Genomic DNA, 13,106 nt, shown 5'->3' on the forward strand with positions numbered 1-13,106 from the left:
CCTTTTGTGAGAAGGGGTTCCATGAGCGCTCCCATGACGTCGGAAGAGTGCCTGCGTGCCATGGAGGGACTTTCCGTCCGGGTTGAGGGTTACGCCGAGCTCATCGTACGTCGGGGTTGCGCCCTTCGCCCTGGTCAGGAGCTGGTGCTGCAGGCCCCCGTCGAGCGCGCGGACTTCGCCCGCCTGGTCGTTTCCCAGGCTTATGCCGCAGGCGCGGGGCATGTGACCGTCATCTGGGATGACGATGCCATCACGCGCATGGACTACGAGAACGTCCCCCTCGAGTACTTCTCCCACACGCCCTCGTGGAGGCGGGAGCAGCTCGACTCTCTGGCCGAGGGAGGTGCGGCCTTCCTCTTCCTGGAGGGCGCGGACCCATCGGCTCTCGACGGCATCGACCCCGCCAAGCCCGCTGCGGCCTCCCGTGCGCGCAACACGGAGTGCGTGGCGTTTCGCAGCGGGATGGACTTCGGCAGGAATGCCTGGTGCATCGCGGGCGTGCCCGTCCGCGCGTGGGCCCGCCGCGTCTACCCCGGCCTCTCCGACGACGAGTCCGTGTATCGGCTGTGGAGGACCATCCTCGCTGTCGCGCGCGCCGACGGCGAGGACCCGCAGGGCGCCTGGGAGGCGCATAACGCCACGTTCGAGAAGAACAAGCGTCGCCTGAACGCGTACTCCCTCGATTGTCTGCACTACCTCTCGAGAAACGGCACCGACCTCACGATCGGCATGAATCCCGGACATGTCTGGGAGGGCGGTGCAGGCCACCTGGCGGATGGCACCACGTTCTTTCCCAACATTCCCACCGAGGAGGTCTTTACCTCGCCTGACCGCCTTCGTGCCGACGGCATCGTCCACTCGGCCATGCCCCTCGTGCATGCGGGCTGTGTGGTGAGCGACTTCTGGTTTAGGTTCGAGGCGGGCAGGGTCGTCGACTTCGGGGCCAAAAGCGGCAAGGACGTCCTCAGTCACATCGTCGAAACGGACGAGAACAGCTGCCGCCTGGGTGAGTGCGCGCTCATCTCGAAGAACACTCCCATACGCCAGACAGGCATCCTCTTCTATGACACGCTGTACGACGAAAACGCAAGCTGTCATTTGGCCCTAGGGACAGGGTTCCCGGAGTGCTTGCCCGGCGGCCTTAACATGGACAGGGGACAGCTGCTGGCTGCGGGTGTGAACCAGTCCAGCACGCACGTCGACTTCATGATTGGCTCCGACGACCTGGACGTCTGGGGCATCACCGCGGCCGGTGAGGAGGTCCCCGTGTTCACGGAGGGCCAATGGGCCTGGGAGAACGAGTAGGGGCCGCCCATGGTATGATTTTGCGGACGCGCGGCTCCTCGCTCGTCCGTGCCGGGTCGTTAGCTCAGTTGGTAGAGCAGGGGACTTTTAATCCCAAGGTCGTGGGTTCGAGACCCACACGACCCACCATCTAAAACACGAGGTCAGAGGTGTGAAACCTCCGATCTTTTTATACCTGTATAAACAAAACGAGAACCACTATGAACCGCCAAGGCTCTCACCTAGGGCCTGTGCACGCCGAAAGCCGATAACCTGGGTCCTGGTAGGTGCAAAAGAAACATGGCAAGGTACATTTCTGGTGTAGAGGACGCAATCATTAGACCACGCAGGCGCATCTGCGTTAAAAATTTGGGTCGGTGGAGTCATGCCGGCCTCAGCTCATGCACGCGACAATTGACCCATCGGAAAGACGAGGCCTTAGGTATAGGGGTAATCTATGGGTGCTAACTGGGTAGTCTGCTCCACCGCCGTTACGTTTGGGCGCAGTGCCAAGGAGCCTGTGCAGAGACTTGAATCGGCAGGCTGTGAGGTTCGGCTAAATCCATATGGACGTCCGTTGGACAAAAAGGAAATGTATGAGTTCGCTCGCGATGCTGACGCGATCATTCTAGGTAACGACGATCTTCCGGCAAGTGTCATCAAAAGACTCAAGAAGCTCAAGATAATTGCCCGTTACGGCGTGGGTTTTGACGGGGTCGATATAAGCGAGGCACGCGAACGTGGCATCGAGGTGACCTACGCTCCGGCCGCCAACAGGGAAGAGACGGCCGACTTTACCCTTGGTCTGATTCTTGACCTTGAGAGGCACATCTCTCAGATGGTTATCGACACTCGAGCTGGGCTATGGAACAAACGTACTGGAACCAGCCTATACGGCAAGACAATCGGCATTATAGGCGTGGGTCAGATCGGCACTGCAGTTGCCCGCCGCGCCATGGGCTTCGGGATGGACATCCTCGGCTACGATATTGAACAGCGTAATGAGGCGACGGTCTATGGTGTTGTGTATACCACGCTAAATGACCTGCTCCGACGTTCCGACGTGATCACCATCCACCTTCCCCTAGATGACTCCACGCGCAACCTCATCGGGTCGCGCGAACTGCGCTTGGTAAAGTCGGGCTCTATCCTTATTAACACGGCACGCGCTGGCATCGTTAAGCACGGGGCGCTTGATCATGCGCTGCAGACAGGCGCTCTCGCAGGCTTTGCCATTGACGTTTTCAGCAAGGAGCCGCCCGAGCATCAACCGTATTACGACTATGAAAACGTGTTGGTTACACCTCACATTGCGGGCAATACGTACGAGAGCAGCCTTCGCATGGGCAACGTCGTTGTGGATAACGTTCTTGCAGTCAAGGACGGCGCACAACCGCCTGATCCCGTGACTCCGCAACACCTATACGAAAGCATGCTGAGCATGGGCGTGAAGGCCATGTTTGGGCGGGACAAAAGGGTGCCACAACAAGCATTGTGTGACTAGGGCAGGTCCGAGCGATCACCTGATTGCCGCGTATGCATCCGTGCTGCCCTTCCTAAGGGACGACTCCCCTCCCTTCAATCGGGCAATAAACAAAAATATACACTTTAGTGTGATATCTATACATTTAAAAAGCCAAGTCATCTAAACAAATAAGTGTAGAAATAATGAAAGACTTATTCTTAATAAAATATATATACGTAAAGTAAAAATGTTTTAGCAGATAATTTAAGAAAAATACACTTAATTTAATACATATTATACGTCAAAATAATTGAACGTTGTTGCTATGAAGAAAATATGTTCTAATTCTGATAAAGAAACAAAATATACAACTAAAGAAATACAGTGTCCAAATTTACAGAGGGGACTACAGCTTGATTGACTCCAGTATCGTCACATACCCCAAAGTTACGGCTATTTTGAGGGGGTACGACTATGACCAGGTGCGTTGTGTGGTCAAGAATATGGTGGGCACCAGGTTGGGTGCGGTAGAGGTTGCCATGAACACTCCTGGGGCCCCGCAAATCATCCAGAAGGTGGCCGAGGAGTTCGGTGATGACATCCTAGTTGGTGCAGGTACTGTGATCTCAGCAGAGCGTGCGAAAGCGGCGGTTCGGGTTGGTGCCAAGTTCGCGCTCTCGCCCATCTGCTTTACTGAGGAAATCTTCCGTATCTGTAAGGACGGTGGCCTCATGACAGTCCCGTCCGCCTTCACTCCCAGCGAAGTTTGGAACATGTTCCAGATGGGTGCTGACATCGTAAAGGTTTTTCCTGCTGGAACCCTTGGCCCCCAATACGTCAAGGATATCCAAGCACCCCTTAATTCCATGCCACTTATGGTGGTGGGGGGGGTCAATGCGGACAACTGCCAGGAGTTTTTTGACAACGGAGCGACTTATGCGGGTATTGGTTCGGGCATCTTCCAGCACCGACACATCATTCAAATGGATAGCGAGGGATTAAAGGCCGACATCCAGGCATTCGAGAAGAAGGTCCGTTGGTAGTGGTGTCTCGATTGCGCGATTAGGAGGATTTTGATGGCAATGAAGCTCTTTACTGAAGACGTTTTCTTGAATGTTGATGTGAAGTCAGATTCCGATGTGTTGAGCTTCATGGCCCGGCATTTGCTCAAGGAGGGGAAGGTTAAGAAGGGGTATGAAGAGCATTTGCTTGCGCGTGAGTTCGACTACCCCACAGGTCTTTATCTTGGTGAAATTAATGTTGCTATTCCCCATACAGACTATCAGTACGCCAACACGACCCAAGTTGCCATAGCAACCCTAAGCAACCCTGTTCTTTGGCGCAGTATGGAAGACCCAGACGAGACTCTGAGTGTTTCTGTAGTCGTATTGTCTATTTTCGACCATCCAGAGCATCAGCTTAAGGTGCTCCAACAGATCATGGGCGTCCTACAAAACCAGGAGTGTGTTGCGGAGATCACGAAGGCCACCACTCCACAACAAGTAATATCTGCGTTCGAGAAAAAGGAGCGATAGGAGATGGAAAAGAAAACCGTAATCGTTTGCTGTGCATCATCCATGATTACCTCCACTATGGCTGTGGCTAAGGTCAAGGAGGTTGCGGCTTCTATTGGCGCTCCTGAACCAAAAATAATCCAGTGCAAGTTTTCTGAGGTACAAGGCAATCTTGTATCTAACAGGGTCGACTTCATTGTTCCGACCGGCAAGCTCAAGGGCGTCGAAACAGGCGGCATACCCGTGGTCAAGGGAACTGCATTCATTACCGGCATTGGCGAGGACAAGGCCAAAGCAAAGATAGCCGAATGGCTACAAGCGCAATAAACATCTAATAGTGGTTGGAAGGAAAGAAAAATGGAGATTATCGTTACGACGCTCCAGACCGTAGCGTCTATGGGCCCCATGGTCATGATGCCGCTCATTATCTTGGTGCTTGGCCTAATCTTTCGCGTTAAGGCCAACATTCTATTGAAGTCCGCTCTTCTTGTTGGCATTGGCTTTGCCGGTGTCAATATGGTTATCAACTGGTTTGTATCGCAGGTCGCCGGTTCTGTTTCTGGTATGGTCGCCAACTGGGGCATCCAAACTTCCATTATGGATGTGGGCTGGCCCGCGCGCGCGGCTGCCACTTGGGCATTTCCCTTGGCTGCCGTTGTCGTTTTTGTTGTGCTCGGCGCCAACGCTCTGATGCTCCTTACTAAGACCACCAAGACCGTTATGGTTGATTTCTGGTCATACAACCACTTCATCTTTACCGGCGCTCTGGTCTGGTATGCCACCAACGGCAATCCTTGGGTCTCTATCATCGCTGCCGCCGTTGACTTCATCATTACGATTAAGATCGCTGACTGGACTACTCCGGTTGTTGAAGATTACTTTGAGCTTGAGGGGGTTAACTTCCCAACCTCAAACTCCGTGATCTGGGCGCCTGTCTCATTTGCCCTCAACAAGCTCTGGGATGTGATTCCTGGCATCAATAGGATTGATGTCAACCCCAAGGGCGTTCAGGAAAAGTTCGGTTTTGTTGGCGAGCCCATGTTCATGGGCTTTATCATCGGTGCCGCCATTGGCATCCTTGCCGGTGACTCCGTTGACACGATTCTCATAGTTGCTATGAGCACCGCCGTCACAATGGTTCTCACTCCAAAGATGATGCAGATTCTGATGGAGGGACTGCTTCCGTTTGCCGATGCAGTTAAGGACATCCTCCAGAAAAAGTTTCCTGGAACAAACTTCACTATGGGTGTTGACGCTGCCCTGACTATCGCTAACGAGTCTGCAATTACCGTAGGCATCATCATGGTCCCCATCACCTTGCTTCTCGCCGCAGTACTTCCGGGAAACAAGCTCCTTCCGATTGCAGACATTGCGTATCAAGCCATGTGGCTCTCTGCTTGGCCGGTAGCTTTTGGCAAGGGCAACATCTTCCGCGGCATCCTTTCGACCGTCATTATCACCTGCATTGTTCTTTGGATTGCAACTGCGCTCGCCCCCGTTCACACCCAGCTTGCCATCTCTGGCGGGTTTGTGCTTCCCGACGGCATGCAGTTCATTTCGACCGAGGACGCTGGCGAGCATGTCATCGGCTTTATCTCCCAATGGCTTGCGGGTTTCATTGGTTAAGCGATGCGTCCAAGAACCGCATCTGACGAGGCGAGGTCATGCTGGCCTCGCCTCGTTTAAGAAGAAGGAGGTTGTGTACCTTGAAGATAACGAGTGTCAAGATTTATGAGGTAAAGCCTCGCTGGATCTTTTGCAAAGTATCGACTGATGAGGGAATAGTCGGCTGGGGAGAAATGATCTCTGGCACCAAGACCCGTACAGTTGTGGAGGGTACAAAGGAGCTTGCCGACCGCATAGTTGGGCGCGACCCATTTGAGATTGAACGACTTTGGCAAGAGCTTCATCGTTCGTTCTTCCGCGGTGGCCCTATTAACGGGACCATAGTCTCTGGCCTTGAGATGGCGCTATGGGACATCAAGGGCAAGGCTTTCGACGTGCCCGTGTGGCAGCTTCTTGGCGGAAGGGCCCGTGATAGGATTCGCGTCTACTCATGGGTCGGAGGGGATCGTCCCTCTGATGTCGCGAATGAAGCGATGGATCGTTTGAGCCGTGGATTCCGCGCAATAAAAATGAACGCAGTAGAGGAACTTCACTACGTTGATACGTACGACAAAGTGAAGTCAGCTGTTGACAGGATTGCTTCCATCAGGGATGTATGTGGCGACGATATTGAGGTCGGAATCGATTTCCATGGTCGCGTACACAGGCCGATGGCAAAGGTCCTTGCCAACGCACTCGTGCCATATCATCCCATGTTCATCGAAGAGCCGGTCTTGCCCGAGAACTGGGAATCCTTTGCAAGCCTTGCTGCCGAGGTGCCCATCCCAATTGCTACGGGAGAGCGACTTTATACCCGCTGGGAGTACAAGCGTCTGCTTGTCCAAGGGGCGGTAGACATTGTTCAGCCTGATGTATCCATGTGTGGAGGTATCCTCGAGGCTCGAAAGATTATTGGAATGGCCGAAGCGTTTGATGTTGCTGCAGCTCCACATGCGCCATACGGTCCCATCGCTTTGGCAGCGACGCTCCAAGTTGATGTCTGCTCCCCAAACGTGTTTATCCAAGAGCAGAGCCTTGGCATTCATTACAACCAAGGGTTTGACCTTCTTGACTTTATCCAAAACAAGGACGTCTTTGAGTTTACGGACGGGTATATCCGAGTGCCAACCGAGCCCGGACTAGGTCTGGTCATGGATGAGGAGAAGATTCAAGCGGTTTCTGCAGAAGGTCTAATCTGGCGTAACCCAAGCTGGAGAAATTACGATGGCACCATTGCGGAGTGGTAGGAGGGGCGATGGTCAATACCGTACTCGGCACAATCGAGACAAGCAAGCTTGGCAAGACCCTCATTCACGAGCATCTTTACGTAGCCCCTGACGAGCTTCATCGTAACTACGCATACACGTTGGACGTTCTACAGAAGAGCGTCGAAGAAGCTCGACTGTTTGGCCTGGCAGGTGGAGAAACAATCGTTGAGCTCACTCCGCTGGGATATGGTCGTAACACCGAGGCGCTTCGGGAGATATCGCGGAGGTCAGGTGTCAATATTATCTGCGTCACCGGGTTTCACAAGGATCTCTGGCTTCCCCGCTGGTTTGATCAGCTTACTGATAACGAGATTGAAGCAGAACTGCGTCGTGAGATTGTAGATGGCATTGGCTACTCTGGGGTGCACCCAGGAGCTGCCAAGCTCGGGACATCTTTCGGTGAGGTGACGAGTCGCGAACACAGGGCCTTCTCGATAGTCGCTCCCTTGGCGCGCGAATACCACTTGCCTATCATCACTCACTGCGACAAGGGAACGATGGGACACGAGCAGCTTGACTTGCTCGAAAAATATAGTTTTGATGCCAAGCACGTCTGTTTGTCACATACGGACTTGACGATGGACTTTGGTTACATCCGAAGTCTTTGTGAACGTGGGGCATACCTGTCGTTTGACCATGTTGGGCGTGATTTAGAGGGTCATGACCACGAACGTGTGGAAATGATTGCGAACCTTGTTGAGACGGGGTGCGGCGACAAGATATGTCTGGCAGGAGACATGGGAAAGAAGGACTACTTCGTATCATACGGAGGAAGACCTGGACTTGCCTACATCTTGACAGCTTTGAGAAGCTATCTATTGGAGAGTATTTCTGAGGCTGAATACACGAAGATGATCGTGGACAACCCTCGCCATGTTCTTGCGTGGGATGAGTAATAAGGGCGGACGAACTTCGTTTCGCGAACTCTTAGGGGGAGAGATACCGTGCGACGCAAGATTGATCGGCTTGAGCCATTCTAGAGGGCTATCAGCAAGGCTTACCTTGCTTCCGCTGGAATCTCAATCGATTCGCTTGAGGATACTGATAAGCCTTTCATCGCGATTGCGAACAGCTGGAACAAAGTCTGCCCCGGTCACGAACCCCTGCGCCAGCTGGCCCAAGAAGTTAAGAAGGACATTCTCGAGGTGGGTGGTGAACCAATCGAATTCAACACTATTGCCACGTGTGATGGAATAGCACAGGGCCACTCGGGCATGCGTTACTGTCTACCTCACCGCGATCTGATAACCGACTCCTGTGAGGCGATGATCGTGGGGGGCGTATTCGACGGAGTCGTATACATGGGGTCATGCGATAAGATTATTCCGTGGATGCTTAATGCAGCGGTGCGCCTCAATCTCCCTTCTGCGTTGATTACTGCCGGGCTTTGCTACGATGAAATCAAACCCTCCGAATCCAAGGCCTTAAGGGCCGCGTTCTTGCGTGACGAAGTTACGGAACGTGATGTGATTGAAGGTACGCTTAAGTACTACACAGGTCCCAGCGCCTGCCCCTTCCTCGGAACGGCAAATACCATGGCCTGTCTGAGTGAGGGGCTGGGTATGATGCTTCCGTATGGGGCACTATTGCCCAGCAGCACAAGCCAGCGCAGATTCAGTGCGCGAAGAACGGGCGCGCGTGTGGTCGATATGGTTTGGAGGAACATCAAACCCTCTGATATCATGACGCAGGCAGCTATCGACAATGCCGTTAGACCGCTCGCCTTCATAGGCGGCTCGTTCAATGCGCTCATTCATCTGTCTGCGCTTGTCGCCGAACTCGGACTTAAGTGCACGTGGGCATGGTGGCTGAAATTACGAGCAAGACGCCCGTTGTCTGCAACGTTGTTTCCAATGGCAACATCAGCTGCATCAACCTGTATAAGGCTGGCGGCGTTCCCGCAGTGATGAAGACCACAGAGAAGGATCTCGACGTTTCCGTCTTGACGGTGACGGGTGAGACCCTGCAGGCTAACCTCGATTGCGACGTGTCAATCGACCGTGGCATCATTCGTGTCCGGGATGATCCCACATCTGCTGCGAACGGAATTCAGGTGTTGTGCGGTAACGCTAATGGCTTGCATTTCCTAAGGGAGTCTGTTGATAAGCATTGGCGTCTATGGAGTGCCAAGGCGCTTTTACGGCACTCCTCATCTCGACGTGCGGTTAGCCTTGGCGGAGGCTAAGCTGTACCATCGCAGGAGAGACGTCGTACAGAGGACACGCCATGGCATACGCAAACGAGGACGCATACCGCGCCGACGGCATCACACCGCAGCTGGACGCGCTGTCCTCGCAGCTGATGGGCGACGCGTTCGACCTCCTGGCGGAGGGCAGGCCGGTGAACGTGCTGCTGGTCATCTCGGACGCCCAGGGCAACGTGGCCTCGTATGAATTTGCGGCCGATGGCGTGGAGGCCTGTCTTGACGGGGCCCACGATAAGGTTCGCCAGCTGGTTCGTGCTGGCGGCGACCAGAAGAGCGGCCTTGCGTCGCCGGTGCGCTATGCACTTGCCTACGAGGGTGCCGTGGCCGACGAGTCTGGCGCTTACCAGGATGCCCTGCTGCTGGAGTTTGGCGAGGAGGGCCACAAAGCCTTCTCGGCCTATTCGTACGTGGACGGCAGGGGGGAGGGCGATGGCTTCAGGTGGACCGATCCTGCGCCTGCCGGTGAGGTGGAGCCGCTGATCTGACCGTCGGGCATCCCCCTGGACGCGCCCGTCCCCATGACCGTCCGCGGACAGAGCAGTTTACGTGGAGTGACGCATGTGGTATGGGGTGACGCCTGCGCCTGATATACAGTTGTCAGGCTACAGCGCTTGAACCCGTCGAAGAGGTGCCTATGCTCCAGGAGCACATCAGGAACATCGCAATCATCGCCCACGTCGACCACGGCAAGACGACCCTCGTCGACCAGATGTTGAAGGCGACCCACGCCTTCCGTGACAACCAGCAGGTCGAGGAGCGCGTGCTCGACTCCAATGACCAGGAGCGCGAGCGCGGCATCACCATCCTCGCCAAGAACATATCCATCGAGTACAACGGCGTCAAGATCAACGTCATCGACACGCCCGGCCACGCCGACTTTGGCGGCGAGGTCGAGCGCGTCCTCAAGATGGCCGACGGAGCCGTCCTGCTCGTCGATGCGGCCGAGGGCCCCATGCCCCAGACCCGCTTCGTGCTGAGCCACGCCATCGCAGCCGGGCTCTCCATCATGGTCTGCATCAACAAGATCGACCGTGGCGGCGCAGACCCCGAGAAGGCCCTCAACGACTGCCTGGACCTCATGATGGACCTGGGTGCCGACGACGCGCAGCTCGAGTTCAGCATGGAACACGTGGTCTACGCCTCGGCCGTGAACGGCTTCGCCCGCCTCGATCCCGAGGACGGCAACGGTGACATGCTGCCACTCATGGACATGATCGTCGATTCCCTGCCCGCTCCCGACGTCGACCTGGACGGCCCTCTCGCCATGCAGTGCGTCACCATCGACCATTCCGACTACGTCGGACGCGTTGGCATCGGTCGCATCTACTCCGGCTCCATCCATACGGGCGACAGGATCCTCGTCGTGAAGAACGACGGGTCGCGTGCCATGAGTCAGGTCAAGCAGCTCTTCACCTTCGACTACCTGGGCCGCAGGGAGTGCGGCGAGGCCCAGGCCGGTGACATTGCCGCCGTCGTGGGCGTCGACTCCACGGACATCGGCGACGTCTACACCGACCCCGACAATCCCGTCGAGCTCGAGCCCATAGAGATCGACCCGCCAACCCTCTCCATCGTGTTCGAGCCCTCGACCTCTCCCCTCGTCGGCCGCGAGGGCGACATCGTCGGCGGGCGCCAGCTCAAGGAGCGCCTGGAGGCCGAGCGCGAGAACAACGTGACCATGCGCATAGAGGAGCTCCCAGACAAGACGGGTACCGAGGTCAGTGGCCGCGGCATCCTGCACCTGTCCGTCCTCATGGAGCAGATGCGCCGCGAGGGCTTCGAGTTCCAGGTCGGTCGTCCGCGCGTGCTCTTCAAGAAGGACGAGCACGGCAACACCGTCGAACCTGTCGAGCAGGCGGTCGTCGAGTGTCCGGGCGAATTCTCCGGCAAGGTCATCGAGGTCTTCGGCAATTCTGGCGGGGCCATGGTCTCCATGGACGCCGGAACCACGCAGACGCACCTCGAGTTCAAGATCCCCACCCGCGGCATCATGGGCCTCAAGAATCGCATCCTCAACGTCACGCACGGTGAGGCGGTCTTCTACCACACCTTCCTGGAGTATGGACCCTACGCCGGTGAACTGGGCGTCCGCCAGAACGGCGCCATGATCTCCATGTCCACCGAGAAGGCCGTGGCCTATGCGTTGGGTACCCTCCAGGAGCGCGGCACGCTCTTCGTCGAGCCCGGCACCGAGTGCTACGAGGGCATGCTCGTGGGCGAGCGCTCCAAGCCAGGCGACATGGTCGTCAACATCGCGCGCACCAAGTCGCTTGGAAACCAGCGCTCATCGACCGCAGACATCGCCGTCCAGCTGACGCCGCCCAAGACCTTCTCGCTCGAGGAGGCACTCGAGTACATCATGGATGACGAGCTGGTTGAGATCACGCCCCGGAACGTCCGCATGCGCAAGCGCATCCTGAACGAGACCGACCGCCGCAAGTGGCGCGTTCGCCATGGGATGGTCGACAAGTAGGTCGGGCGTGGAGACCCGGACCCTCGATGACCAACGACGGTGATGTGGAGCGCGACCCTTGGCCGCGCCCTGTGCCCTACAGGTCGCCCGCCCCGCGATGAGGTCGGCGGATGACGCGCCTGGAGCGCGCGACGCCCTCGTTCTTTGCGTAGGTCACGACGGTCCGGGCCCTGTCCATCACGCGCGGGGTCAGGTCGATGTCTGCGGGCGACATCACGTTGAAGCGAAGCGACCAGCGCCTGAGCAGCACCGTGATGAGCACGCAGAGGACCGTCGCCCACAGGCGCTGCAGATGGATGAGCGTGACGGGGAGGTAGTAGGACATCGACCCACCGATGGCGCAGATGGCGTAGAAGTTGCTGCGACGGAAGATCCTGGGGACGTCCCCCAAACACACGTCGCGCAGCATGCCGCCGCCCACGCCCGTGATGGTTCCCATGAGTACGCAGGCCAGGGGGTTGAGCGAGAAGACCATGGCCTTGTCGGTGCCCGCGGCGGCAAACAGGCCGACCGATATGATGTCGACCCACTCCAGTAGCCCGGGAAAGCTGCCGAACATCCCTGGAAACAGGAAGCCCACGACTCCGGCGGACACCGTCGCGAGGATGGCGTAGGGCGAGCTGAGCATGTAGACCGACCCCCGCTGCATGACCACGTCGCGGACGAGTCCGCCGCCCAGGCCGCCGAACATGGCGAGCGCAATGTAGCCGATGAGGTCGAGCCTGCGCTCGCGTGCGACGAGAATGCCGGAGATGGCGCCGACGACGACGGCGGTGATGTCGAGCCACGCGGGAATGGCGACGGCGGCGGTGTCCGGGCTGGCAGAGGATATCAGCTCTGAGATCACGTTCTTCTCCCATGGGACGGAGGGTGTCGGGCGCGTCCGTGCCCTGCCATGGTAATGCCTCGGCACCCTCCCTGACCCCCTTTGTAGAAAAAATGTGCTAGCCAAAGGGAAGCCTGGTCATGTATACTGTCATGCGCGGTTTTGAGGAGAGTTGTCCGAGTGGCCGAAGGAGCACGATTGGAAATCGTGTATACGCCTAAAGCGTATCCTGGGTTCAAATCCCAGACTCTCCGCCAGAATTATTCGAGTGGCGCCTGCGGGCGCCACTTTCGAATCGCCCTTCGGAGGGGTGGCAGAGTGGTTGAATGCGGCGGTCTCGAAAACCGTTTACCCTTTCGAGGGTACGAGGGTTCGAATCCCTCCTCCTCCGCCATCGTTGCAACGGGGGCCCGCTGGGAAGCGGGTCCCCTTTTCATGCCTCCGACTCGGGTGCTCGCCCGAATC

Annotated in this window: 11 protein-coding genes, 3 tRNA genes and 1 pseudogene; 14 read left to right on the forward strand and 1 reads right to left on the reverse strand. The window is 56.7% G+C overall.

Translation table 11 applies throughout. The features are described from left to right. Positions 1 to 21 precede the first annotated feature (21 nt). The 12 genes and pseudogenes from OLSU_RS00060 (at position 22) to typA (ending at position 11,815) form a co-directional block, all read left to right on the forward strand. Complete coding sequence (locus OLSU_RS00060) at positions 22 to 1,305, forward strand: aminopeptidase (RefSeq protein ID WP_013250896.1); 1,284 nt, start codon at positions 22 to 24, stop codon at positions 1,303 to 1,305. Between the two features lie 53 nt (positions 1,306 to 1,358). Next, positions 1,359 to 1,434 (forward strand) — tRNA-Lys (locus OLSU_RS00065). Between the two features lie 307 nt (positions 1,435 to 1,741). After that, positions 1,742 to 2,788 (forward strand): phosphoglycerate dehydrogenase, encoded by a 1,047-nt coding sequence (locus tag OLSU_RS00070; RefSeq protein WP_013250897.1) that lies wholly within the window; start codon positions 1,742 to 1,744, stop codon positions 2,786 to 2,788. Between the two features lie 374 nt (positions 2,789 to 3,162). Further along, a complete protein-coding gene (locus OLSU_RS00075; protein ID WP_013250898.1) occupies positions 3,163 to 3,792 on the forward strand; it encodes a bifunctional 4-hydroxy-2-oxoglutarate aldolase/2-dehydro-3-deoxy-phosphogluconate aldolase in 630 nt (209 codons plus the stop codon). 33 nt (positions 3,793 to 3,825) lie between these two features. Further along, entirely contained in the window at positions 3,826 to 4,284 is a 459-nt protein-coding gene (locus tag OLSU_RS00080) for a PTS sugar transporter subunit IIA (protein ID WP_013250899.1), read from the forward strand. Positions 4,285 to 4,287: 3 nt separating this feature from the next. Next, positions 4,288 to 4,590, forward strand: coding sequence for a PTS sugar transporter subunit IIB (locus tag OLSU_RS00085; protein ID WP_013250900.1), 303 nt, complete (start codon positions 4,288 to 4,290; stop codon positions 4,588 to 4,590). Between the two features lie 30 nt (positions 4,591 to 4,620). Continuing rightward, on the forward strand, positions 4,621 to 5,889 hold the full coding sequence (locus OLSU_RS00090; RefSeq protein WP_013250901.1) for a PTS galactitol transporter subunit IIC: 1,269 nt from the start codon (positions 4,621 to 4,623) through the stop codon (positions 5,887 to 5,889). 80 nt (positions 5,890 to 5,969) lie between these two features. Further along, on the forward strand, positions 5,970 to 7,115 hold the full coding sequence (dgoD, locus tag OLSU_RS00095; RefSeq protein WP_013250902.1) for a galactonate dehydratase: 1,146 nt from the start codon (positions 5,970 to 5,972) through the stop codon (positions 7,113 to 7,115). An 8-nt stretch (positions 7,116 to 7,123) separates the two neighbouring features. After that, a complete protein-coding gene (locus tag OLSU_RS00100) occupies positions 7,124 to 8,032 on the forward strand; it encodes a phosphotriesterase family protein (RefSeq protein ID WP_013250903.1) in 909 nt (302 codons plus the stop codon). Positions 8,033 to 8,239: 207 nt separating this feature from the next. Further along, positions 8,240 to 9,321: pseudogene (locus OLSU_RS09725) on the forward strand (dihydroxy-acid dehydratase domain-containing protein). Between the two features lie 41 nt (positions 9,322 to 9,362). Beyond that, on the forward strand, positions 9,363 to 9,827 hold the full coding sequence (locus OLSU_RS00110) for a hypothetical protein (protein WP_013250904.1): 465 nt from the start codon (positions 9,363 to 9,365) through the stop codon (positions 9,825 to 9,827). 149 nt (positions 9,828 to 9,976) lie between these two features. Beyond that, on the forward strand, positions 9,977 to 11,815 hold the full coding sequence (gene typA, locus OLSU_RS00115) for a translational GTPase TypA (protein ID WP_013250905.1): 1,839 nt from the start codon (positions 9,977 to 9,979) through the stop codon (positions 11,813 to 11,815). 76 nt (positions 11,816 to 11,891) lie between these two features. Here the strand turns inward: typA and OLSU_RS00120 are convergent, their stop codons facing one another. Next, positions 11,892 to 12,662, reverse strand: coding sequence for a trimeric intracellular cation channel family protein (locus tag OLSU_RS00120; protein ID WP_041548736.1), 771 nt, complete (start codon positions 12,660 to 12,662; stop codon positions 11,892 to 11,894). Between the two features lie 145 nt (positions 12,663 to 12,807). Here OLSU_RS00120 and OLSU_RS00125 point away from each other — a divergent pair. Next, positions 12,808 to 12,898 (forward strand) — tRNA-Ser (locus tag OLSU_RS00125). 47 nt (positions 12,899 to 12,945) lie between these two features. Further along, positions 12,946 to 13,035, forward strand: a tRNA-Ser gene (locus OLSU_RS00130). Positions 13,036 to 13,106: the final 71 nt, after the last annotated feature.

Origin of the sequence: Olsenella uli DSM 7084 (assembly GCF_000143845.1) — a bacterium.
Taxonomy (GTDB): Bacteria; Actinomycetota; Coriobacteriia; order Coriobacteriales; family Atopobiaceae; genus Olsenella; species Olsenella uli.

What these genes read in the sequence shown, in the direction of transcription:
- OLSU_RS00060 (WP_013250896.1), top strand. Translation starts at nt 22, where the DNA reads ATGAGCGCTCCCATGACGTCGGAAGAGTGCCTGCGTGCCATGGAGGGA.
- OLSU_RS00070 (WP_013250897.1), top strand. Translation starts at nt 1,742, where the DNA reads ATGGGTGCTAACTGGGTAGTCTGCTCCACCGCCGTTACGTTTGGGCGC.
- OLSU_RS00080 (WP_013250899.1), top strand. Translation starts at nt 3,826, where the DNA reads ATGGCAATGAAGCTCTTTACTGAAGACGTTTTCTTGAATGTTGATGTG.
- OLSU_RS00085 (WP_013250900.1), top strand. Translation starts at nt 4,288, where the DNA reads ATGGAAAAGAAAACCGTAATCGTTTGCTGTGCATCATCCATGATTACC.
- OLSU_RS00090 (WP_013250901.1), top strand. Translation starts at nt 4,621, where the DNA reads ATGGAGATTATCGTTACGACGCTCCAGACCGTAGCGTCTATGGGCCCC.
- OLSU_RS00100 (WP_013250903.1), top strand. Translation starts at nt 7,124, where the DNA reads ATGGTCAATACCGTACTCGGCACAATCGAGACAAGCAAGCTTGGCAAG.
- OLSU_RS00110 (WP_013250904.1), top strand. Translation starts at nt 9,363, where the DNA reads ATGGCATACGCAAACGAGGACGCATACCGCGCCGACGGCATCACACCG.
- typA (WP_013250905.1), top strand. Translation starts at nt 9,977, where the DNA reads ATGCTCCAGGAGCACATCAGGAACATCGCAATCATCGCCCACGTCGAC.